General features: G+C 69.0%; 22 protein-coding genes and 1 pseudogene. 13 read left to right on the forward strand and 10 right to left on the reverse strand.

Going from position 1 to position 20,654, the window contains the following annotated elements; all coding sequences use genetic code 11:
- The 4 genes and pseudogenes from VJ655_RS09250 to spt all read left to right on the forward strand — a co-directional run.
- Positions 1–563: pseudogene (locus VJ655_RS09250) on the forward strand (fatty acyl-AMP ligase); the annotation flags it as partial.
- A gap of 1 nt (position 564) precedes the next feature.
- Complete coding sequence (cerR, locus tag VJ655_RS09255) at positions 565–1,506, forward strand: ceramide reductase (protein ID WP_324110777.1); 942 nt, start codon at positions 565–567, stop codon at positions 1,504–1,506.
- A gap of 77 nt (positions 1,507–1,583) precedes the next feature.
- A complete protein-coding gene (locus VJ655_RS09260) occupies positions 1,584–1,835 on the forward strand; it encodes an acyl carrier protein (RefSeq protein ID WP_324110778.1) in 252 nt (83 codons plus the stop codon).
- A 3-nt stretch (positions 1,836–1,838) separates the two neighbouring features.
- Complete coding sequence (gene spt, locus VJ655_RS09265; protein WP_324110779.1) at positions 1,839–3,053, forward strand: serine palmitoyltransferase; 1,215 nt, start codon at positions 1,839–1,841, stop codon at positions 3,051–3,053.
- Positions 3,054–3,120: 67 nt separating this feature from the next.
- Here the strand turns inward: spt and VJ655_RS09270 are convergent, their stop codons facing one another.
- The 3 genes from VJ655_RS09270 to VJ655_RS09280 are packed head-to-tail and all read right to left on the reverse strand — an operon-like array spanning position 3,121 to position 5,968.
- The gene (locus VJ655_RS09270; protein ID WP_324110780.1) at positions 3,121–4,002 is read right to left on the reverse strand and encodes a hypothetical protein; all 882 of its coding nucleotides are present in this window, start codon (positions 4,000–4,002) and stop codon (positions 3,121–3,123) included.
- A complete protein-coding gene (locus VJ655_RS09275) occupies positions 3,999–4,991 on the reverse strand; it encodes a diacylglycerol/lipid kinase family protein (protein WP_324110781.1) in 993 nt (330 codons plus the stop codon). The genes VJ655_RS09270 and VJ655_RS09275 overlap by 4 nt, the downstream gene beginning before the upstream one ends.
- Positions 4,910–5,968 carry a CDP-alcohol phosphatidyltransferase family protein gene (locus VJ655_RS09280; protein ID WP_324110798.1) on the reverse strand — a complete coding sequence of 353 codons (1,059 nt, stop codon included), beginning with the start codon at positions 5,966–5,968 and terminating at the stop codon, positions 4,910–4,912. The genes VJ655_RS09275 and VJ655_RS09280 overlap by 82 nt, the downstream gene beginning before the upstream one ends.
- A 158-nt stretch (positions 5,969–6,126) precedes the next feature.
- Between VJ655_RS09280 and VJ655_RS09285 the strand changes: the two genes are divergently transcribed.
- Positions 6,127–7,029 carry a metallophosphoesterase gene (locus tag VJ655_RS09285; RefSeq protein WP_324110782.1) on the forward strand — a complete coding sequence of 301 codons (903 nt, stop codon included), beginning with the start codon at positions 6,127–6,129 and terminating at the stop codon, positions 7,027–7,029.
- Positions 7,030–7,045: 16 nt separating this feature from the next.
- On the opposite strand, the gene VJ655_RS09290 is transcribed toward VJ655_RS09285, so the two are convergent.
- Positions 7,046–7,540, reverse strand: a complete 495-nt coding sequence (locus VJ655_RS09290) for a DUF2141 domain-containing protein (RefSeq protein ID WP_324110783.1) — start codon at positions 7,538–7,540, stop codon at positions 7,046–7,048.
- A gap of 63 nt (positions 7,541–7,603) precedes the next feature.
- On the opposite strand from VJ655_RS09290, the gene VJ655_RS09295 reads away from it, so the two are divergent.
- The 5 genes from VJ655_RS09295 to VJ655_RS09315 are packed head-to-tail and all read left to right on the forward strand — an operon-like array spanning position 7,604 to position 12,237.
- A complete protein-coding gene (locus tag VJ655_RS09295) occupies positions 7,604–8,041 on the forward strand; it encodes an HIT family protein (protein ID WP_324110784.1) in 438 nt (145 codons plus the stop codon).
- 11 nt (positions 8,042–8,052) lie between these two features.
- The gene (locus VJ655_RS09300) at positions 8,053–9,255 is read left to right on the forward strand and encodes an LptF/LptG family permease (protein WP_414646963.1); all 1,203 of its coding nucleotides are present in this window, start codon (positions 8,053–8,055) and stop codon (positions 9,253–9,255) included.
- Positions 9,252–10,313: an LptF/LptG family permease gene (locus tag VJ655_RS09305; RefSeq protein ID WP_324110786.1), complete on the forward strand. Its 1,062-nt coding sequence runs from the start codon at positions 9,252–9,254 to the stop codon at positions 10,311–10,313. Before VJ655_RS09300 ends, VJ655_RS09305 begins: the two co-directional genes overlap by 4 nt.
- Positions 10,313–11,467: a ceramide synthase gene (gene bcerS, locus VJ655_RS09310; RefSeq protein WP_324110787.1), complete on the forward strand. Its 1,155-nt coding sequence runs from the start codon at positions 10,313–10,315 to the stop codon at positions 11,465–11,467. Before VJ655_RS09305 ends, bcerS begins: the two co-directional genes overlap by 1 nt.
- A complete protein-coding gene (locus VJ655_RS09315; protein ID WP_324110788.1) occupies positions 11,398–12,237 on the forward strand; it encodes a nucleotidyltransferase family protein in 840 nt (279 codons plus the stop codon). Before bcerS ends, VJ655_RS09315 begins: the two co-directional genes overlap by 70 nt.
- Here VJ655_RS09315 and VJ655_RS09320 read toward each other — a convergent pair.
- A complete protein-coding gene (locus tag VJ655_RS09320; RefSeq protein ID WP_324110789.1) occupies positions 12,234–12,992 on the reverse strand; it encodes an NTP transferase domain-containing protein in 759 nt (252 codons plus the stop codon). The genes VJ655_RS09315 and VJ655_RS09320 overlap by 4 nt on opposite strands.
- A 384-nt stretch (positions 12,993–13,376) precedes the next feature.
- On the opposite strand from VJ655_RS09320, the gene VJ655_RS09325 reads away from it, so the two are divergent.
- Both VJ655_RS09325 and VJ655_RS09330 read left to right on the forward strand, forming a co-directional pair.
- Positions 13,377–14,579 carry a glycosyltransferase family 1 protein gene (locus tag VJ655_RS09325; RefSeq protein WP_324110790.1) on the forward strand — a complete coding sequence of 401 codons (1,203 nt, stop codon included), beginning with the start codon at positions 13,377–13,379 and terminating at the stop codon, positions 14,577–14,579.
- 35 nt (positions 14,580–14,614) lie between these two features.
- Positions 14,615–15,568 (forward strand): flippase-like domain-containing protein, encoded by a 954-nt coding sequence (locus VJ655_RS09330; protein ID WP_324110791.1) that lies wholly within the window; start codon positions 14,615–14,617, stop codon positions 15,566–15,568.
- Positions 15,569–15,608: 40 nt separating this feature from the next.
- Here VJ655_RS09330 and lldD read toward each other — a convergent pair whose 3' ends face one another.
- The 5 genes from lldD to VJ655_RS09355 are packed head-to-tail and all read right to left on the reverse strand — an operon-like array spanning position 15,609 to position 20,211.
- Complete coding sequence (lldD, locus tag VJ655_RS09335; RefSeq protein ID WP_324110792.1) at positions 15,609–16,751, reverse strand: FMN-dependent L-lactate dehydrogenase LldD; 1,143 nt, start codon at positions 16,749–16,751, stop codon at positions 15,609–15,611.
- 14 nt (positions 16,752–16,765) lie between these two features.
- Entirely contained in the window at positions 16,766–17,371 is a 606-nt protein-coding gene (locus tag VJ655_RS09340) for a response regulator transcription factor (RefSeq protein ID WP_324110793.1), read from the reverse strand.
- Complete coding sequence (locus VJ655_RS09345; protein ID WP_324110794.1) at positions 17,368–18,531, reverse strand: sensor histidine kinase; 1,164 nt, start codon at positions 18,529–18,531, stop codon at positions 17,368–17,370. The genes VJ655_RS09340 and VJ655_RS09345 overlap by 4 nt, the downstream gene beginning before the upstream one ends.
- A gap of 2 nt (positions 18,532–18,533) precedes the next feature.
- The gene (locus VJ655_RS09350; protein WP_324110795.1) at positions 18,534–19,280 is read right to left on the reverse strand and encodes an ABC transporter permease; all 747 of its coding nucleotides are present in this window, start codon (positions 19,278–19,280) and stop codon (positions 18,534–18,536) included.
- A 1-nt stretch (position 19,281) separates the two neighbouring features.
- Entirely contained in the window at positions 19,282–20,211 is a 930-nt protein-coding gene (locus VJ655_RS09355; RefSeq protein WP_324110796.1) for an ABC transporter ATP-binding protein, read from the reverse strand.
- A gap of 207 nt (positions 20,212–20,418) precedes the next feature.
- Between VJ655_RS09355 and VJ655_RS09360 the strand changes: the two genes are divergently transcribed.
- Positions 20,419–20,654: NAD-dependent epimerase/dehydratase family protein (locus tag VJ655_RS09360; protein WP_324110797.1), on the forward strand; the 236-nt coding region annotated here is incomplete at its 3' end.

The raw sequence follows: 20,654 nt of genomic DNA on the forward strand, positions 1-20,654 counted from the left end.
GTGGCCCCGCCCTGCCCCATCACTTCCTGGAAGTGCGCGACGAGAACGGCCAGGTCCTGCCCGAGCGCGGCGTCGGCCGCATCTTCGCCAAGGGTCCTTCGGTGATGAGCGGCTATTTCGCCAATCCGGAAGAAAGCGCCCGGGTGCTGTCGGCCGACGGTTGGCTGGATACCGGCGATATCGGCTTCAAGATCGAAGGCGAGATCGTCATCACCGGCCGCGCCAAGGACCTGATCATCCTGAACGGCCGCAACATCTGGCCGCAAGACCTTGAATGGACAGCGGATCACGAGATCGAGGGGCTGCGCAGCGGCGACGTCTGCGCCTTCGCCATCCCGGCCGAACCGGAAGACCAGATCGTGGTGCTGGTCCAGGCCCGCGGCGGCGACGGCGACAGCCGCGCGGCCTTGGTCGAACAGGTCACCACCTTGCTTCGCACTCGCCATGGCGTCGAGGCCAAGGTGAAACTGGTCGGAGCCCACGCCCTGCCCCAGACCTCGTCCGGCAAGCTCAGCCGCTCCAAGGCCAAGACCGCGTATCTGGCCGGGGCTTACGGCGACTGACATGGCCGGGGTCGTCGCCGTCACTGGAGCCACGGGCTTCCTGGGCCGCCACCTGGTCCGCGCCCTGGCCGAGGCTGGCTGGACGCCCCGCGTGCTGGTTCGCAGGGACCCGATCCATCCCCTGTGGCGGGATCTCGAGGTCGAGGTCGTCGTCGGCGACCTCAAGTCACCCGGCGCGCTGGATCGCCTCAGCCGCGATGCGGACGTGGTGGTCCACGCGGCGGGTCTGATCAAGGCCGGTTCGCTGGAGGGCTTCAACGCCGTCAATCGCGACGGCGCCCTGGCCGCCGCCAACGCCGCCCGGGCGGCGGGCGCGCGGTTCATCCTGGTGTCCAGCCTGGCCGCCCGCGAGCCGGCGCTGTCGCGCTACGCCGCCAGCAAGCGCGCCGGCGAGGACGCGGTCCGGGAGGCTTCGCCCGAGGCCCTGGTCGTCCGCCCCCCCGCGATCTACGGACCGGGCGACACCGAGACCCTGGGGCTTTTCCGGCTGGCGGCGGCCAGCCCGCTGATGCCGGTGCTCTCGCCAGCCGCTCGCATCGCCATGATCCACGTGCATGACGCCGCGGCCAAGCTTGCGGACTATTGCAAAAATCCTTTTTTGGGCGTGGTCGAGCTATCGGATGTGCGGCGCGACGGTTACACCTGGACAGAAATCATGAGCGCCGCGGCCGCCGTAATGGGGCGAAAACCCAGGCTGGTAAGGCTTCCCGATTCAGGGATTCTGGCCGCTGGAGCCCTTGCGGATGCTTGGTCTTTGGCCACCCGCACGCCCACGGTCTTCGGATTTGGCAAGGCGCGGGAGTTGCTTCACGCCGATTGGACCCTATCTAGCGCTCCGATGGCGGAGGGAGTACCCAGCGTGTTCGGGCTTCTCGACGGCTTCGCTCACACCGTTGATTGGTACCGGACCGAGGGCTGGCTGCCCAAAAATATCGTCGCCTAGTTCAAATAGGGCGGAAATCTGACAGACTCGCCGTTACAGTAGTGTCACGGGTGGGGCTCCCGGAGGTTTGATTTAGAATGGAAACGGTGACGGATCTCAGCATACGCGAGATCGGAGTGGCTGCGAGCAAGGTTCTGGGACGGCCTGTAGAGGTGCGTGCAGAGTCGCACATCGGCCGCGACCTTGCCGTGGACTCCCTTGCCCTTATGAACATCATCATGGAACTCGAAGACACTTTCGACATCTCCATCCCCCTCGATCGCCTGGCCTCCGTCGAGACCGTTGGCGACCTCTCCAAACTGATCAATGATCTCCGGACTAGGGCTTAACTAATGGGGCTATTCGATAAGCACCTGGCCTATCGCGACGCGTACAAGGCCATTCAGGACGCCGGGGCCGACCCCTTCAAGGTTCGTTTCGATGCCGTGCACTCGCCGACCGAAGGCGTCGTCGATGGTCGACCGACCATCCTTCTGGGCACCAACAACTATCTGGGCCTGACCTTTGACGAAGAGGCGATCGCCGCTTCGGTCAAGGCTGTCCAGGAACGCGGCACCGGCACCACAGGTTCCCGCATCGCCAACGGCAGCTTCGAGGCTCACGTCGAGCTCGAGCAGGAACTGGCCAAGTTCTACGGCCGCAAGCACGCCATGGTCTTCACGACCGGCTACCAGGCCAATCTGGGCGTGCTGTCCACGCTGGTGGGCCGCGGCGACCATCTGATCCTCGACGCCGACAGCCACGCCTCGATCTATGACGCCTCGCGTCTGGGCCAGGCCGAGGTCATCCGCTTCCGCCACAACGACCCCGAGGACCTGGCCAAGCGCCTGCGCCGCCTGGGCGATGCGCCCGGTGAGCGCCTGATCGTCGTCGAAGGCGTCTATTCGATGATCGGCGACGTCGCGCCGTTGAAGGAAATCGCCGCCGTGAAGCGCGAGCTGGGCGGCTACCTGCTGGTCGACGAGGCCCACTCGATGGGCGTGCTGGGCGCGACCGGCCGAGGCCTGGCCGAAGCCGCGGGCGTGGAAGACGACGTCGACTTCATCGTCGGCACCTTCTCCAAGAGCCTGGGCGCCATCGGCGGCTTCTGCGTCTCGAACATGGACGATTTCGACGTCATGCGCGTCGTTTGCCGCCCCTACATGTTCACCGCCTCGCTGCCGCCGGCCGTCGTCGCCTCGACCATCACGGCCCTGCGCCGCATGATCGAGCAACCGGAGCTGCGCGACCGCCTCAACCACAACGCCAAGCGCCTCTATGACGGCCTGACGGCCCTGGGCTTCCACACCGGCCCCACCGCCAGCCCCGTGGTCGCCACGACCATGCCCGACCAGGAACGCGCCATCGCCATGTGGAACGGCCTGCTGCAGGCCGGCGTCTACCTCAACCTTGCCCTGCCGCCCGCCACGCCGGACAGCCGTCCGCTGCTGCGCGCCAGCGTCAGCGCCGCTCACACCGACGAGCAGATCGACGCGGTCCTCAAGACCTTCGCCGAAATCGGCGCGGCCTTCGGCGTCATCGAACCGCTCAAGCGCGCCCGCGCCTGACAGGATCGACCCTGAAAACGAAAACGCCCGGGCCTCGCGGTCCGGGCGTTTTTGTTTGATCCACGGCTCAGGCCGATCGCCGACGGCTCTTCCAGACCTTCAGAAGCACCGCGGGCGCCGACAGGATCGGATGCCGCTCGCGCCACGGCGTGACCTCGACCGCCACGCCGGTGTGGCGCTGGATCTTCCAGACCGCATAGCGCGCCGCGCCCTGGAAGGTGAAGGCGGCCTTGATCAGCCGCGCCACGTTCAGCGGCTTGCCCAGCAGCCTGCGCGAAGCCCAGGCCCGCCTCAGCCGACGACGCTCGCTTTCCGAAAGGCCGACACCCTCGTCGCGCCAGACGGCCTCCATGACGTGGTCGTAGCGCGCCGGGTCGAAGGTCAGGATCGAAATCTCGCGACCGGCCTTCTCGACGCGCAGCTCGGCTCGATAGGTTTCCTGGAAGAGCGCGGTCCAGAGAACGCGGGGGCCACCGCCGACGGGGCCGAGCGCCATGGCGAAGCCGGCGGCGGTGCGGCAAGCCTGGGCGACCGCGTCGATCACGGTCTCGCGCGCCTCCCTCGCCGCCCAGACCAGAGCGCTGGGCTGAACGAAGCGGGCCCAGATGGTGGTGTCCGCCCCCGCCCCGCTGGTCGCGCGCTGGAACTGGGCCAGGGTCATCGAGGCGACCTTGGCCCGCAGAGCTTGCCCCTCGTGCGACAGCTCGTGATAGCTGACGTCCGGCCACAGGATACGGGTGAAGACCCCTCGCCAGCCGTGTGGCGGCCGATCGGTCAGGACGTAGTAGTCCAGCACGCCCGAGAGATCGCCGGTGCGCAGGATGGAGCCGTAGAACAGCACCGCCCGCGCGCCGGGGAAAATCTTCGCCAGATGTTCCGCGAAAGCGGTGATCGGCTCGGGCGTGGGCGTGGAAAGCTCGGCCGCGACCAGGTCGCGAAGGCTGCTCATCCGACCAGGAACCGCAGCAGCGGTCCAAGGCCAATGGTCAGCTCGCCGCCCTCGAACACCTCGCCGTCCAGGACGAAGGGGGCCCCGCCGGCCAAGCTGACCACGTTCGGGTCGCGTCGGCGATAGCCCAGATTTTCGAGAGTCGAGACCGAACGACCGCTCAGCACGATCGGCAACGCCTTGAGCAGGCGGCGCGGCGGCGCGTCGACGTCCAGCAGCTTGAGTCCCTCTCGGGGCGCGCCGAACGGCTTGAGGCCGAACGGCAGGCGCTTGAGGGCCGTCGCCAGCACGGCGAAACGCTCGCTGCCGGGCTGAAGCTCGCCGTCGAGGGCCAGGCGGGCGGGCACCCCCTCGCGCCATTCGTCCCGCGCACCGCCGAACAGGGCGCCGGCGGTGGCGGTGAAAAGCGTCACCGCCACCGCCAGGTTGTGGAAGAAGCCCACCTTGTGGACCCTCTGGGACAGGCTGGTGGCCTTCACCGGCGCGCCGACGCCGAAGAAGAAGCCCTGGAGACAAGGCCGTCCGTCCGCCCAGCTGATCCGCAGGGGCGGTCGCGACTTGATCAATGGCTCGCTGCGGCGGGCGGCGATCAGGGCCTCCTCCAGCCGCCAATCCCTGGGCGAGCCCAGGTCGATCGCCAACACGTTAGTCTTGCCCGAGGGCAGCACCGCCAACAGGGGCAGGTCTTCGCCGAAGGTGTGGGGCAAAAGGCTGATGACGTCACGCACCGTGCCGTCGCCCCCATCGATGACCAACAGGTCGAGACCATCGCTGGCGAAGTCCTGCAAGGCGACCTTCAGAGCCTCGCGCCCGACGGGCTCGACCAGACGCACGCCCTCGGGCGGCGGCCCGGGCGGACGGATCCGGTTGCCGTGGCTCTTCGGATTGCGAACGACCCCTATGCGCGTCATTTCGACAGCCATGATTGGATCGAGCCCTTCGGCGCGGCCAGCCCCTGCAGGATCTGGATGGCGTGCACGAGGAAGCACACCGCGGTCCAGATCGCCACCAGAATGAAGCCGACGTCCGGCCGTCCTGCGAGCGCGCAGGCCGTCATCAGGATCAGGTTGGGGTTCCGGCGCGCCGTGATCAGGCGGAAAAAGCTGTCGAACGGCCGCCAGGCGTGCATCTCCAGCTTGAAGAGGGCCAAGAAGACCCCCTCCTCCACCCGCTGGGCGACATAGCCGCCGATGACGATCGCCAAGCTGAGCGGCGCATACGGGATCGACTGCCCGACGGCGTAGACGCCGACGAACCAGGCCCACCACCAGAACGGCGGGTGCAGCAGGTCGATGCCGTGGTCGAAGACGTTGCCCCACTTGGACGAGGTCAGGGTCACCCGGGCCAGCTTGCCGTCGACGGTGTCGAGGAAGGTCATGATCCAGGCGCAAACCAGGCCCCAGCCGAAATGGCCCTGCCAGAACAGCCAGGTCGCGGCCAGGGTCAGCAGGAAACCGATGAAGGTCACCTGGTTGGGCGTCATCTTGGCGATCGCGCACCAGCGGGTGACGATCCGGGCCGGCGTCGGCCAGACGTACTTGGTGACGAGGTCGGTGACGCCCTTGTACGAGCCCTGGAACAAGCGCTTTTCGACGGCGCGGACGGTCTCGGGCGTCAGGCGCTCCAGCACCGGCGGCTCGCGCTTGCGCAGGGCGCTGTTGTAGGCCGAGCCCAGTTCCAGGGCCGTCAGGCGCGTCAGTCTCGGATCCAGACCCGACGGGTCCTGCCCGGAGGCCAGCGCCTCGGCGGCGGCATAGGCCAGGTCGGCGGGCGCGTGGACGGCCACCGCGCGGCCGGCGTCGTCGACCAGCACCGCGCCCTCGCGGCCCGCCAGCGCCTTGATCAACGATTCGTCGAACACCCAGCCGGCGTCGACCGCGACGACAGCGTGCGACAGGTCGACGGTCGGCGTCTCGACCAGGGCCAGCCGGCGATAGATACGCGACAGGCGCTCGCGCGAGGTCATGCCCCAGATCCGGCCGCCCGCCTGGCCCACGGTCGTGGCCCGAGGGCCATCGCCCGCCGTGTTTTGAATTTCACCGCTCAAAGACAGATATATCCCTTGAATCCCAGGCCGATTGATAAGCAGCTTCGCCTGCTTCGACCAGAACGACACGAACCGTCTTGCCCATATACCGCATCGCGCACCTGTCCGACCCCCACCTGCCGCCCCCGCGGGGCGCTTTTGGCTGGAAGGACGTCTTCACCAAGCGCCTCCTCAGCCGCATCGCCTGGCGCAAGAAGCGCAAGGTTCACCGCCCGGAGGTGCTTGAAGCCCTCGTGGCGGACCTGAAGGCCGCCAGCCCCGATCATGTGGTGATCAGTGGCGATCTCACCAACTTTGCGTCGCGTACGGAGATCTCCGCGGCCACGCGCTGGCTCGAATCCCTCGGCGCGCCCGCCGACTTCACCGTGAGTCCCGGCAATCACGACGCCCTGGCCGGGGTCGGCGGTCATGAACGGTTCGCGTCCTGGGCGCCCTGGCTGGGCGACACCGGAGAGGCCAGCTTCCCCCAGGTGCGCGTGCGCGGCCCGGTGGCGATCTTCAATCTCTGCTCGGCCGTGCCGACCGCGCCGCACCTGGCCACGGGCCGGCTGGGGCCAGAGCAGCTTCAGAAGCTGGACGCCGCCCTGGCCGATCCCGCCCACGCCGATCGCTTCCGCCTCGTCGTCCTGCACCATCCGCCGCATGAAGGCGCCGTCTCCAAGCGCAAGTCGCTCGACGATCGGGAAGCCCTGCGCGAGGTCCTGGCGCGCCGGGGCGCGGATCTGGTTCTGCACGGTCACGCCCACGAGGCCCTGCTGGGCGCTCTTCGCGGCCCGGACGGGGCGTCGATCCCGGTCCTGGGCGTCCCCTCGGCGTCGGCCCGGCCGAGCCGCCACGCCCCCGCCCGCTGGCACGCGATCGAGATCGAGCCACAGCCCGCCGGCGGGTTTCAGACCCGCGTCGTCGCCCGCGGGATCGAGCCCGGCCGCGAGGGCTTGAGCGAGTTGGGCCGCTTCAGCCTGAGCTCCCGTCAGGCCTGACCGTCCGCGGCCAGGCTCAGCGCGGGTAGCGGATCTTGATCCGGATGGTGTTGTCGCCCGGCTTCACGGTGAACCGCGCGGCGTCGAACGAGGGCGCGGCGTACTTGGTCGGCGCATCGTTCGAGAAGCCGTATCCCTCGGTCGGCATGCCCAGCGTGTTGCGGTCGAAATCCTCGTCGGCGTTGGCGTCGTGATAGACCGCCACCGCATAGGCGTCCGCCGCCGGCAGGTTGAAGCAGGCCTGGGTCATCGGCGCCGAGGTCTTGATACGCTGGCGCAACAGCTTTCCGCGGGGCGCCAGGAACCGCTCGGGATCGGACGGGTAGACGGTGATCGCCACCTCCCCCGCGTTCGAACGCAGCGCGCCGACCTGCACGGTCAGACGAACGCCGCTCTTGCGGCCGGCGCAGTCCTTTTCGGTCAACGGACCGGCCACGCCTCCGGCGCGCACTGCCCCCGCCGTCGCCAGCGTCGCGAAGATCGCGCCAACGAGAACGGATCGTGCTTTCATCTAAAACGCCGCATCCCTATTGTTACGCCCAGGCGACACCAGCCTGAAGTTCCCGGCTTTCTCATGACCAATCCCACCGCCCTGGCGTTCGGCTATCCCGGTTCAAGGATCGCGGAGACCGACTACTGGATGATTCTGCTTCGGCCCAAGCAGCCGACATTTGGGTCTTTGGTGCTGGTGTGCAAGGAAGCTGTTCAGGCGTTCTCCGAGGTGAGTCCCGCGGCCTTCGCCGATCTGCAGGTCGCCGTGAAGGGGATCGAGCGTCTGCTGAAGGCTCAGGTCGACTATGAGAAGATCAATTATCTGATGCTGATGATGGTCGACAAGGATGTCCATTTCCACGTGCTGCCGCGCTACGCGGGCGTTCGCGAGCACGAGGGCCTGACCTTCCCCGACGCCGGTTGGCCGGCCGCCCCGGCCCTGGGCTCGGCGGTCGAGCTTTCCGCCGAGACTGTCGAACGCCTCGCCGGGCGTTTCGCGCGGGCCTGGAGCCAGACGTGAGCGGCAGGGAGATGAGCCTGGGCGGCTCGCGGCTGATCGATCGATACCTGCTGCGCCTGCTGTTCTGGCCGTTGGTCGGCTGCCTGGGCGTGACCGTGATCGCCCTGCTGCTGGAACGCACCCTGCGGCTGCTCGACGCCCTGTCGCAGAGCAGCGCCCGGTTCGGCTACGTCGCCCAGCTGGCCGCCAATCTGGTGCCCCACTATCTGGGCCTGGCCCTGCCGGTCGCCTTCTTCGTGGCGCTGTTCATCGTCATCGTGAGACTGTCGGACGGCTCGGAGATCGACGCCCTACTGGCCGGCGGCCAGTCGCTGGAGCGCATCGCCGCGCCGTTCCTGGCCGTGGGCCTGTTCCTCAGCGTCTTCAGCCTGGGGGTCTTCGGTTACATGCAGCCCTACAGCCGCTACGCTTATCGGGCGGTGATGCACGCGGCCATCAACGCCGGCTGGAACGGACGACTGGCCGGCGGCGCCTTCATCGACGACAAGGGCTCGCTGCTGACGGCCGACAGCGCCGACATCGCCGGCCAGCGCCTGACCCGCGTGTTCATCCGCCGCATGGACGCCAAGGGCCAGGAAGAGATCATCACCGCCGCATCAGCCGACCTCAAGCTGGACGCCGGCGGCAAGACCGTCACCATGGACTTGCGGGACGGCCGCCGCATCGGCCGAGACGCCGCGGGCTCGTACCGCAACCTGGCTTTCAACAGCCTGACCACCCAGACCCCGCTCGCGGCCGCCGCCGTGCTGCTGCGTGACCGGGGCGGCGACGAACGCGAGCTGACGCTGGGCGAGCTGGCCAAGCAGGCCAAGTCGCCCCGTCCGATCGTCTCAAAGGGCACCCTGCTCAGCGAGCTTTACGGCCGGCTGGCCCGCGCGGCCTTCCTGCCGTTCCTGCCGCTGCTGGCCTTCCCGCTGGGCCTGGCCTCCAAGCGGGGTAACCGCGCCCCAGGCCTGGTGATGGCGGGGGTGCTGCTGCTGGCCTTCCAGCACGCCCTGCTGCTGGGCCAGAGCCTGGCCAAGGCCGACAAGGCCGCCGCCGCGCCGGCCATCTGGATCCCGTTCGCGGTGTTCGCCGGCTTCGCGGTCTGGCTCTTCGTGGGCAGCCGCACGCGGCCGGGCGACACGCCCGTCTCGCGGCTGGTCCGCCGCATCAACAACCTGGTCGCGCGCCTGCTGCGCGCCCTGCCCCTGCCGAAGCGACAACCCGCATGATTCTGCAGCTCTACGTCCTGCGGACGGTCGCGACCCGGATCCTGGGCGCGGCCCTGATCCTGATGTCCATCCTGCAGATCCTGGACCTGCTGGACGTCACGACCGACATCCTCGATCGCGGGCTGGGCGTCGCCGGCGTGGCCTACTACGCCGCCCTGCGCCTGCCGCGCCTGTTCGAACAGGTCGCGCCGATCGCCGTCCTGGCCGGCGGATTGTTCGCCTTCTCGCAGCTGGCCCGCGAAAGCGCCGTGGTGGCCATGCGCTCCACCGGGATTTCCGGCTATCGCATCGTCGCCATGGCCGCGCCCGCGGCCGTCGCGGTCATGCTGCTGGACGCCCTGTGCGGCCAGGTCCTGGCCCCGCGCGCCGATCCCGCCCTCGCCGACTGGTGGGCCAACACCACGCCGGTCGCCGAGCGCAAGGTCCCCGCCCCGCGCACCTTCCGGGCGGGCGCGGACCTGGTCATCGGCGCCAACGCCTCGGCGGACGGCCGCCAGATCACCAATCTCACCATCTTCCGGCGGGACGCCAAAGGCATCCTGGTCGAGAAGGTCGAAACGTCCAAGGCTAGCTTCGATGGCCGCCGCTGGACGCTGGACAAGCCGACGACGACCCGTTTCGTCGGCGACCTGGCCCAGACCTCGACCGCGGCTTCGACCAGCTGGCCCACGGCCCTGCGCCCGCAGGACGTGCAGGGCCTGTTCGGCGACGACAGCGCGCCCACCGCCGCCTCGGCGCGCCGCGCGCTGCAGAACGGCGGCTCGGATCGTCCCGAGAGCTTCTACGCCACGCACTTCCAGGCGGCCTTCGCCAGCCCGTTCGTCGCGCTGGTCATGCTGATGCTCAGCGCGCCGGTGGCCCTGGCCAATTTCCGCAGCGGCCAGGGCGCGGTCCTGCTGACGGCGGGGCTGGGCGCGGGGCTTCTGTTCCTGGTGGCCAACGGCATGCTGACCGCCCTGGGCGAGTCCGGCGCCCTGTCCCCGATCCTGGCCGTCTGGGCGGCTCCCGCCATCTTTGGCGCTCTGGCGGCGCGCACCTTCTTGGCCCTGGAGGGGTGATGCCTTTCGACTCCACGAACGCCGATCTGCAGGTCATTCCCGTCAAGACGCCGGATGAGCTCAAGAGGTTCATCGCCCTGCCCGCGCGTCTCAACGCCAAGGATCCCAACTGGATCACGCCTCTGACGATGGAGCGAATGGAGGCGCTGACGCCGAAGACCAACCCGTTTTTCGCCCACGCCGAGGTGCAGCTGTTCCTGGCCACGCGCGGCGGCCGCGACGTCGGCCGGATCAGCGCGCAGATCGACCAGTTGACGCCGCAACCCGCGCCGGGCCGCCTGGACGGCCATTTCGGTATGATCGCCGCCGAGGACGATGCGGCCGTGTTCCAGATTCTGTTCCGCACCGCCGAGGATTGGCTCCGGGCGCGTGGCCGCACCCACATCGTGGGGCCCTTCAACCTGTCGATCAACGAAGAGGTCGGCCTGCTGGTCCATGGCTTCGACACCCCGCCGATGATCCTGATGGGTCACGACCCGGCCTATACCGGCAAGCGCGTCGAGGAGCAGGGCTACGCCAAGGCCAAGGACATCTTCGCCTATCGCGCCGACGAGACCGGCGACATTCCCGAGATCGCCCAACGCCGCGTCAAGCGCGGCCTGCCCGCGGGCGTCGTCCTGCGCCAGCTGGACATGAAGCGCTACGACGAGGAGGTCCAGACGCTGACGGACATCCTCAACGACGCCTGGAAAGACAACTGGGGCTTCACCGCCACCACCGAGGCCGAGACCGCCCAGTTGGGCAAGGCCCTAAAGCAGGTCATCGACAAGCGCCTGATCTGGTTCGCCGAGATCGACGGCGAGGCCGCCGGCGTGGTGGTGTTCCTGCCCAACGTCAACGAAGCCATCGCCGACCTGAACGGCAAGCTGCTGCCGTTCGGCTGGGCCAAGCTCCTGTGGCGGCTGAAGGTCAAGGGCGTGAAGTCGGCCCGCATTCCGCTGATGGGCGTGAAGAAGAAGTTCGCCTCCACCCAGCGCGGCCGCATGCTGCCGTTCTGGATGATGAAGGCCAGTCGCGATATGGCGATGAGCCTTGGCTACAACCGCTACGAAATCTCGTGGGTCCTCGAGGACAATAAGGCCATGTGCCACATCGCCGAGAACGTCGGCGGCACGCACTACAAGACCTATCGGATCTACGAGAAGGCTCTGTGAAAACGGGGAATGGGAACCAGCCCTTCAAGGCCCTGATCCTGGCCGGCTCGCGCGGCGGCGAGGTCGATCCGGCCGCCGCCTATGCGGGCGTCGAGCACAAGGGCCTGATCGTACTGGGGGGCCGGACGCTGCTGGAGCGCGTGCTGGGCGCCGTCGAGGCCGCCGGCGCGACTTCCATCGGCGTGTCGGCCAACAACGATGCGATCAAGTCCGCCCTTGCGGGCTCGAAGGCCATGGTCCTGCCGACCGCCGCCGGCCCCAGCCAGAGCGTCGCCGACGGCGCGAGCGCGCTGGGCTTTCCGCTGGTCGTGACCACGGTCGATCACGCCCTGCTCAAGCCCGAATGGATCACCCAATTCGTGGCCGACACGCCCGAATGGGCCGATGTCGCCGTCCTGCTGGCCCCCGAGGAACGGGTTCGGGCCGCCGCCCCCCAGACCAAGCGGACCTATCTGAAGTTTCGCGACGGGCGCTATTCGGGCTGCAACCTCTTCCTGCTGCGCAACGAGAACGCCCTCAACGTCATCGCCGTCTGGCGCAAGGTCGAGGCCCTGCGCAAGCAACCGTGGAAGATCGCGGCCATGCTGGGGCCCGGTTTCCTGATCCGCTACGCTCTGGGCTTGCTGACCCTCGACCAGGCCGTGGCCCGCCTGGGCGCGCTGGCCGGCGTCAAGGCCGCCGCCGTGCGGGCGCAGGACGGCCTGGCGGCCGTCGACGTCGACAAGCCTTCGGACCTGGATCTGGTCAGGGAATTGGTGGGCGAGGCCTAGACGGCCTCGGCCTCCTTGGCCGCCCACTGCGCGGTCAGAGCCCGGTTGCCGACCAGATCCTCCGGGAAGTCCATCTCGGCCCAATCCAGCCCCTGGATCGAGCGCACGCGCACCACGTCGTGGTTCTGAGCGATCTCGTTGATGACGCTGAGGTACCAGCGCTTCAGGCCTTCCGGCGTGCGCATGATCGCCTCCAACGTCTTGACGAACAGCGCCGAACCTTCGGCGTCGAAGCGCAGGAAGCCAATGGATTCGGCGTCGTAGCTGGTGATGGTCTTGCCAATGGCGCGCAGGGCGTCGCCGTCGGTCAGCACCTTCATGTCGTCGGCGTCGTACGACTCCTTGCGGTCGACGGTCACCGTGATCGGCGCGGGCGGCGCGCTGATCAGGCGCTCGGCGATCGCCGGCTCGAACAGGGTGTCGCCATTCAGGATCATGAACGGCCCGCCGCGCATCTCCTCGCGCGCCAGCCAGCAGGTCGCGAGATTGTCGGTCACGCTGTAGAATGGATTGTAGAGCGTACGGATGGTCATGCCCGGCAGCTTCAGGCCAGCCACCTCGGCCTCGACCAGATCGGCGCGGAAGCCGGTGACGACCACCGCCTCGGTCACGCCCGCCTTGTGCAGATGGCGCAGTTGCCACTCCAGCACCGTGCGCCCGGCCAGCTCGACCAGGCACTTGGGGCGATCGTCGGTCAGCGGCGACAGCCGCTTGCCCTGGCCGGCGCTGAGGATGAGGGTCTTGACCGGCTGCATGACGTTTTACAAATCTCGCTGGATCGGGGCTGTCTTCGCCCCTCTGGGAATCGTCGGACCGCGAACTTGGCGGTCGCGAGCGCATAACTGAGCACGAACCCGCCTCTCGGCAAGTCCGCTCGCCCTGTCAAAGCCGCCGGGCTTCCCCAGCGCAAGCCCCGTGGACGCTTTTTCGACCGGCGCGGCCAATTGGTGACGGCGCCCGTCGATCCAAACCGTCCGGCGAAAACACATCCCATGGTTCAGCTTGGGTTCAGCTTGACCTGAAGATTGTTCTGCGGATCGACAGTCGCCCCCCTTCCAGAACCTGAACCATTCCACCATATGGCCATTGTCACATTCGGGTTGGGCGGGGGCCTCGGACATTCAAAGCACGGAGGCGTTGTGCAGCTCGCGGAAAGATCCATTCGTCAGCCCGCTGAGGAAAAACCCGCCGAAGGCATTCGCCTTGCGCTGTTTTCCGGCAACTACAACTACACGCGGGATGGGTCGAACCAGGCCCTGAACCGCCTGGCCGCTTATCTGATCGAAGCGGGCGCGAGCGTGCGGGTTTATTCGCCGACGACAGACACCCCCGCCTTCGAACCCGCCGGCGAACTCGTCTCCGCGCCCTCGGTCGCCATTCCGGGCCGTAGCGAGTATCGGCTGGCCCTCGGACTGACCCGCGCGCTGAAGGACGATCTGGCCCGCTTCCAGCCGACCTTGATTCACCTTTCGGCGCCGGACCTACTGGGCGCGCAGGCCGGCCGCTGGGGCCGCCGCATGGGCCTGCCAGTGGTCGCGAGCCTGCACACCCGGTTCGAGACCTATCTCTCGTACTATGGGCTCGACTGGCTGCGGCCGGGCGTCGAGCGCTATCTGGATCGCTTCTATCGCGGTTGCGACCGGGTGCTGGCGCCCAATGCGCCGATCGCCGAGTTGCTGCGCGACCAGGGCCTGGGCGAGCGCGTGCGGGTGTGGGGCCGAGGCGTCGATCGCGACCGCTTCTCCCCCGACCGCCGGGACCTGGCCTGGCGCCGGTCTCTGGGGATCGCCGACAACGAGATCGTCGTCGCCTTCCTGGGACGCCTGGTCATGGAAAAGGGCCTCGACGTCCTGGCCGAGACGTTCGCGCGACTTCGCGACCAGCCGATCCGTCCGCTGATCATCGGCGAAGGCCCCGCCCGCGCCTTCCTCGAGGCGCGCCTACCCGAGGCGATCTTCACCGGACACCTGGACGGCGACGCCCTGGGCCGGGCGGTGTCGAGCGCCGACATCCTGTTCAATCCCAGCCTGACCGAAGCGTTCGGCAACGCCAGCCTGGAAGGCATGGCCGCGGGTCTTGCGGTGCTGTGCCCGCGCGCGCCCAGCACCAGCGCCCTGATCACCGACGCCCAAGACGGCGTCCTGGCCTCGCGGCCCGACGCGGAGAGCTACGCCACGGCGATCCAGGGACTGATCGCCGAACCTCTACGCCGCCTGCGCATCGGACGCGCGGCCCGCGCCTCCAGCGCCCGCTACGACTGGCGGGAAATCTGCGCGGGCGTGCTGGACGTCTATCGCGAGCTCGACGTCACCCCTGTCCGCCGAGCGCGCTCGGCGGCATGACGGCCCGTACGCCCCTCGCATCCTGGCGAAACGGGTTGCTGACGGCCGGGGTCGCGCTGATGGCGATCCTGCTGGCCTCGCACGGGGTCGGCGCGGTCCGCCAGATCCTGAGCGAGGTCGGCTGGCAGGCGGCCCTGGTCGTGGCCGCTCACCTGCCCGTCACCTTCCTGGCGACGGTCGGCTGGCAGGTTCTGCTTCCCCCGAACCGCCGCCCCGGCCTGCCCTTCCTGTTTCGGCTGCGGCTGATCAAGGAGGCGGTGAACGCCTTGCTGCCGGTGGCCCAGGTCGGAGGCGAGGTCGTTCGCGCCAAGCTGGCGGCCCGCAATGGCCTGACCCTGGCCGAGACGACGGCCAGCTGCGTCGTCGATGTTCTGGCCGGCACGGCGGGCCTGGTGCTGTTCGTCCTGGTCAGCCTGGCGGTGGCCATGGCCACCCTGCACGACCCACGGCTGGCGCAGGCGGGGCTGGCCCTCGTCGCCGTGGTGGCGGCGGTCAGCGGCGCCCTGTTCGTCGCCCACAAGGCCGGCGTGGGCCAGAGGCTTGGCCAGTTCTCGCAACGTTGGACCGCGATCGCCGGACGCGTGGGCGCGCTGGGCGAGGCCTTCCGGGGCATCGGCGGGAGACGCGCCGAGATCGCCGCCTCCTGGGCCTGGCACATGGCCGCCTGGGCCGCCGGCGCCGTGGAGACATACGTGGCCATGTGGGCGCTGGGCCTGCATCCGACCCTGATGCAGGCCCTCATCGTCGAGGGCCTGGCCCAGACGGCCAAGGTCGTCGGCTTCGCCATTCCGGGCGCTCTGGGCGTGCAGGAAGGCGGCTACCTGTTGCTGGGCGGCGCCTTGGGGCTGACGCCCGACCAGGCGTTGGCCTTGTCGCTGCTGCGGCGCATGCGCGAGCTTGTCCTCGGCGTTCTGGGCCTGGTCCTGTGGCGCGCGACCCGGCCGGCGGAAACTGGCGGTCAGACGGCCAAGGAAGCCGCGACCGCCTGATGCTGGCGATCCCGACGCCGGGCGAGCGCGGGGACGGCGATCACGACTTGAACTCCGCCAGGATGGATCGGTCGATGCTTGCGACGTCGCGCACGCCGGTCAGGGCCATGGCCACCCGCATCTCCTTCTCGATCAGGTCCAGGAGCTGGGTGACGCCGGCCTCGCCACGCGCCGCCAGGGCGTAGACGGCGGCCCGGCCCAGCAGGACGCCCTTGGCGCCCAGGGCCAGCATCCGCACCACGTCCAGTCCCGAGCGCACGCCGCCATCGGCCAGGACCGTAAGCCGGTCGCCTACCGCCTCGACGATCGCCGGCAAGGCGCGAGCGCTGGACAGCACCCCGTCCAGCTGACGGCCGCCATGGTTGGAGACCACCACCCCATCCGCGCCGATGTCGGCGGCGGCCTTGGCGTCCTCGGGGTCGAGCACGCCCTTGATGATCAGCGGCCCCTTCCACAGGTCGCGGATCCACTCCAGGTCCTTCCACTGGATCGACGGGTCGAAGTTCGCCCCCAGCCAGCCCATGAAATCCTCGAGGCCCGAGGTCTTGCCCAGCACGGGCGCGACATTGCCCAAGGTGTGGGGACGCCCCATCAGCCCGACATCCCAGGCCCAGGCCGGCTTGAACGCCGCCTGGACAAGTCGGCGCGCGGCGGCGTTGGGCCCACTCATGCCCGAATGGGCGTCGCGATAGCGCGCGCCGGGCACGGGCATGTCGACCGTGAAGACCAGCGCCGTGGCTCCAGCCTCGCGGGCGCGGACCAGCAGGTCGCGCATGAACGCTCGATCGCGCAGCACGTAGAGCTGGAACCAGATCGGCGCGGGCGAGGCCTTGCCCACCTCTTCCACATCGCAGACCGACACGGTCGACAGGCAAAACGGCACGCCCTTCTTGGCCGCCGCGCGCGCGGCCTGCACCTCGCCTCGGCGCGCATACATCCCCGTCAGTCCGACCGGGGCCAGGGCCACCGGCAGGGCCTGGCTGACGCCGAACAGCGTGGTCGAGGGATCGCCGCCGGAAACGTCCTTCAGCACCCGCTGGCGCAGGGCGATGTCGGCCAGATCCGAGACGTTCCGCGCCAGCGTCCGCTCGGCGTAGGCGCCGCCGTCGATATAGTCGAACAGGAAGCGGGGCAGCTTGCGCCGCGCCGCCTCGCGAAAGTCGGTGGTGGAGGAGATGATCATCGGCTTGCCGCGCCTCAAAGCCAGCCGTTCGAGCGGGCGATGCGGCCGGCCTCGACCCGATTGGCCGCGCCCAGCTTCTGGGCCGCTTCCGAAAGGTAGTTGCGGACGGTGCCCGGCGAGAGATCCAGCACCTCGGCGATATCCTTGTTCGAGCGCCCCTCCTCTGCCAGCCGCAGGATCGCGCGCTCGCGGTCGGTCAGGGGATCGGCTTCGGTGTCCCAGATCGCCTCGGAAAGCTCCGGAGCGATGACTCGGCCGCCCGCGGCGATGGTGCGGACGGCGGCGGCCAGCACGCTGCTGGGGCCGTCTTTCAGCAGATAGCCCTTCACCCCCGCGTCCATCGCCCGGCGCAGATAGCCCGGACGGCCGAAGGTGGTGACGATCAAAACTCGGGCGCTCGCGCCCTCGGCCTTCAGTCGAGCGGCCACGTCGATCCCGGTCAGATGAGGCATCTCGATGTCGGAGATCAGCACATCAGGCTTCTCCGCGTGGACCAGCTCCAGGGCTTCGCCTCCATCGGCGGCGCGGCCGACCACCTGGATGTCGCCCTCCAACTCCAGGAGCGCGCTGAGCGCCCCCAGAACCATCTTTTGGTCTTCGGCGATGACGACACGGATCACGAAACGGTCTCTCCAAAGGCGGCCAGGGGCGCGGTGGCGATGAGCCGCGTGCCGCGCTTGTCGGACTTGATGTCCAGGGCGCCGCCGATCGCGGCCAGACGCGCGCGCATGCCCTTGACGCCCGAGCCCTCGATCAGTCGCCCACCCGCGCCGTCGTCGACGATGCTGAGCGTCAGGGCCGAGGGGCTGGCGTCCAGCCGGATCTCGCAGCGCGAGGCGCCGGCGTGCCGGATGACGTTGGTCACGGCTTCTCGCAGGGCCATGGCCAGCACCGCCTCCGCGCCCGGGTGACTGTCGGCGGCCGGCGCCGAGATCTCGGCGCTGACATTGGCGGCCGCCAGGGCCTGCCGCGCCTTGTCCAGCTCGAAGGCCAGCGAAGCGCCCTTCATCCCCACCACGGCGGTGCGGACCTCGGCCAAGGCCTCGCGGGCGGCGGTGGCGACCGACTGCATCTCGCGCTCGGCGGCCTCGGCGTCGCGGCTGACCAGGCGAGCGGCCAGCTCGGCCTTCACGGCCACCAGGGTCAGGGTGTGGCCCAGGAGATCGTGCAGATCGCGGGAGATCCGTTCGCGTTCGGCCGTCGTGGCCAGGGCGCGAACCTCCTCGTGCGCCAGGGCCAGTTCCTGGTTCTTGCGCTCGATGTCGGCCTGCATCAGGCCGGCGAAGCCGGTGATGCCGCCGAACAGCACCCCCGAGAGCCACACCGGCCAGTTGTAGTTCATGTACAGCGGCCCCATGGCCAGGAGGACCACCTCCAGCCCGACCATGGTCCGCACCGCCATCCGGCGAGACGGCAGGCGGGCGGCGAACGACATGGCGTAGATCGTATAGACGCTCCAGCCGACGTTGAACGACGACAGCGACGCTCCGATTCCGAAGATCGCCACCACCTGCCAAAGGGCCGGCCGGCCCCGGCGATTCCAGATCCAGTAGAACAGAGCCAGGAAGGCGGCCAGGCCTGCCAGCGACGCCGCGATCTCGACCGTGCTGGGCCGCCGGAACAGCCACGAAATATAGTAGAACGGCAGATACGAGAGGAAGATCAGGTTCCAGCGACGCCGGTTCAGGCCGTCCGCCAGCGGCGTCCGGTTCACGCCGCCATCGCTGCGAGTCGCGGTCTCGTGGTCCATGTAGGCGATGTCGCGCGCGGCGCTCGCCACGGTCAAGCCGCCTGCCGCCGCCAGGCCGCCCAGGCGCCGGCCAGGGCGGCGATGCTGATCACGCCCAGCACCGACAGGTGATGGCCGACATTCGCCATCGGCTGCATTCCCGACAGCATCTGCGACAGCTGGCCCAGATGATAGGACGGCGTGAACTCGGCCACCCGCCCCATCCAGCTCGGCATCATGGTCAGCGGGATCCAGAGGCCGCCAAACAGGCAGAAGCCGAGGAAGACAAGGTTGGCCACGGCGACCGCCCCTTGCGAGCCCAGTCGCAGGCCGATGTTGAGGCCGATCAGCGCGAAGGGAATGGCCGAGGCGAGCCCGAGCCCCAGGGTCGCGGCCCAGCGCCAGGGCGCCATCGCCACGCCGCCCAGATGGGCCAGCACGCCGAGAAGGCCGACGGCGATCCCGATCATGACGAGGGCCGCGATCAACCGTCCGGCCATGTAGCCACCCGCCGGCAAGGGCGCGATCTGCTTCAGCTCGATGAGCTTGGCCTCGCGCTCGGCGGCCACGGCCGCGCCGAAGCCGAACATGGCCGGGGCGATCGCGGCGAAGATCACGTAGTTGGCCAGCATCACGTGGGCGATCTCTTCGCGCCCCTTGCTGAGACCCAGCCCCATCACGCCGTAGAACAGCAAGGGCAGCGCCAGGCTGGGGATCACGAACTGCGGGGTGCGCGCCGTCGAGACGATCTGGGCGCGGGCTTCGCGGCCATAGACGGCCAGGGTGTGCGGAACGGACATCTTAGGCGACCTCGGCTTGGGGGTGGACCGGCGCGCCGGCCTGGACGAGACGGGTGACGGCGTCCTCCAGCGAGGCGCCGGCGACGGTCAGGTCATCGATGGTTTCGTCGCGCGCCAGCAGCTCACGCAGGGTGGCGGAGGCGGAGGTGGTCAGCAGGGTCGCTCGGCCGCCGTCGCGACTGACCCCGGTCACCCGGGCGAGACCCGCCAGTTCCGCGTCGGAGAGACGCGTGCGGCAACGCACGGCGACAGCGGCCACCTGGCCCTTGATCGCCTGGGGCGCGCCGTCCGCGATCACGCGTCCGTGGTCGATGACCACGATCCGATCGGCCAGGGCCTCGGCCTCATCGAGATGATGCGTGGTCAGCAGCACCGCCGCCCCGCGGGCGATCTCGGCGCGCACCGCCGACCACAGGGCGCGACGGGCGTCGATGTCCATGCCGGTCGTCGGCTCGTCCAGCACCAGGAAGTCTGGCCGACCGGCGATGGCCAGGGCGAACTGGACGCGACGCTGCTGGCCGCCCGAAAGCGCGCCGCAGCGGCGGCGCTCCAGGCCTTCGAGCCCCGCCAGGCGAAGGGTCTCGTCCAGCGGACGCGGCGCCTCGTAATAGCCGCGGAACAGGTCGACCTGTTCGCGGACCGTCAAGGTGCGCGGCAGACCGGCCTCCTGCAGCATCACCCCCATGCGTCCGCGCGCGGCCACATGGCGAGGATCGACGCCGAACAGCAGCGCCTCGCCGGCGTCGGGCCGCAGGCGACCGGTCAGAAGGGCGACGCTGGTGCTCTTGCCGGCTCCGTTGGGGCCCAGCAGCGCGACGCACTGGCCCGGCCGGATGACCAGGTCCAGGCCGTCGAGGGCGAGGGTCGCGCCTCGCCGCTTGATCACCTGGCTCAGCACGCCGACCGGCGGCTCCATTAGGTTCGCTGACATCATTGGCTCCCTCGTTGTGAAGCCAAAAATGCCGCCTCCTGGGCGGCCGGATCAGTGCCGGCCGTCACCGGGGTCGCATGACAAACGTCACCTCGACGCCCCCTTTCGAGACCCCAGGAGACCTGGCGACGCAAACCCGACCTTGGAGGGGCGAACGGCGTCGCGTTACAACGACTCGACGTGAGTCCCCGGGGAGGCGGGTCGGTGATGCATACGCAGAGAATTCTCGTGACCGGCGGGGCGGGCTTCGTTGGGTCCCACCTTTGCGATCGGCTGCTGGCGTCGGGCGCCGAGGTGCTCTGCGTTGACAACTACTATACCGGCTCGCGCCAGAACGTGGCCCAGAACCTGGCCAATCCGCGCTTCGAGCTGCTGCGCCATGACGTGACCATGCCGCTCTATGTCGAGGTCGACCAGATCTACAATCTGGCCTGCCCGGCCAG

Origin of the sequence: Caulobacter sp. (genome assembly GCF_035254145.1) — a bacterium.
GTDB lineage: Bacteria > Pseudomonadota > Alphaproteobacteria > Caulobacterales > Caulobacteraceae > Caulobacter.

What these genes read in the sequence shown, in the direction of transcription:
- cerR (WP_324110777.1), top strand. Translation starts at nt 565, where the DNA reads ATGGCCGGGGTCGTCGCCGTCACTGGAGCCACGGGCTTCCTGGGCCGC.
- VJ655_RS09260 (WP_324110778.1), top strand. Translation starts at nt 1,584, where the DNA reads ATGGAAACGGTGACGGATCTCAGCATACGCGAGATCGGAGTGGCTGCG.
- spt (WP_324110779.1), top strand. Translation starts at nt 1,839, where the DNA reads ATGGGGCTATTCGATAAGCACCTGGCCTATCGCGACGCGTACAAGGCC.
- VJ655_RS09270 (WP_324110780.1), bottom strand. Translation starts at nt 4,002, where the DNA reads ATGAGCAGCCTTCGCGACCTGGTCGCGGCCGAGCTTTCCACGCCCACG.
- VJ655_RS09280 (WP_324110798.1), bottom strand. Translation starts at nt 5,968, where the DNA reads ATGACCTCGCGCGAGCGCCTGTCGCGTATCTATCGCCGGCTGGCCCTG.
- VJ655_RS09290 (WP_324110783.1), bottom strand. Translation starts at nt 7,540, where the DNA reads ATGAAAGCACGATCCGTTCTCGTTGGCGCGATCTTCGCGACGCTGGCG.
- VJ655_RS09295 (WP_324110784.1), top strand. Translation starts at nt 7,604, where the DNA reads ATGACCAATCCCACCGCCCTGGCGTTCGGCTATCCCGGTTCAAGGATC.
- VJ655_RS09300 (WP_414646963.1), top strand. Translation starts at nt 8,053, where the DNA reads ATGAGCCTGGGCGGCTCGCGGCTGATCGATCGATACCTGCTGCGCCTG.
- VJ655_RS09305 (WP_324110786.1), top strand. Translation starts at nt 9,252, where the DNA reads ATGATTCTGCAGCTCTACGTCCTGCGGACGGTCGCGACCCGGATCCTG.
- bcerS (WP_324110787.1), top strand. Translation starts at nt 10,313, where the DNA reads ATGCCTTTCGACTCCACGAACGCCGATCTGCAGGTCATTCCCGTCAAG.
- VJ655_RS09320 (WP_324110789.1), bottom strand. Translation starts at nt 12,992, where the DNA reads ATGCAGCCGGTCAAGACCCTCATCCTCAGCGCCGGCCAGGGCAAGCGG.
- lldD (WP_324110792.1), bottom strand. Translation starts at nt 16,751, where the DNA reads ATGATCATCTCCTCCACCACCGACTTTCGCGAGGCGGCGCGGCGCAAG.
- VJ655_RS09350 (WP_324110795.1), bottom strand. Translation starts at nt 19,280, where the DNA reads ATGTCCGTTCCGCACACCCTGGCCGTCTATGGCCGCGAAGCCCGCGCC.
- VJ655_RS09355 (WP_324110796.1), bottom strand. Translation starts at nt 20,211, where the DNA reads ATGTCAGCGAACCTAATGGAGCCGCCGGTCGGCGTGCTGAGCCAGGTG.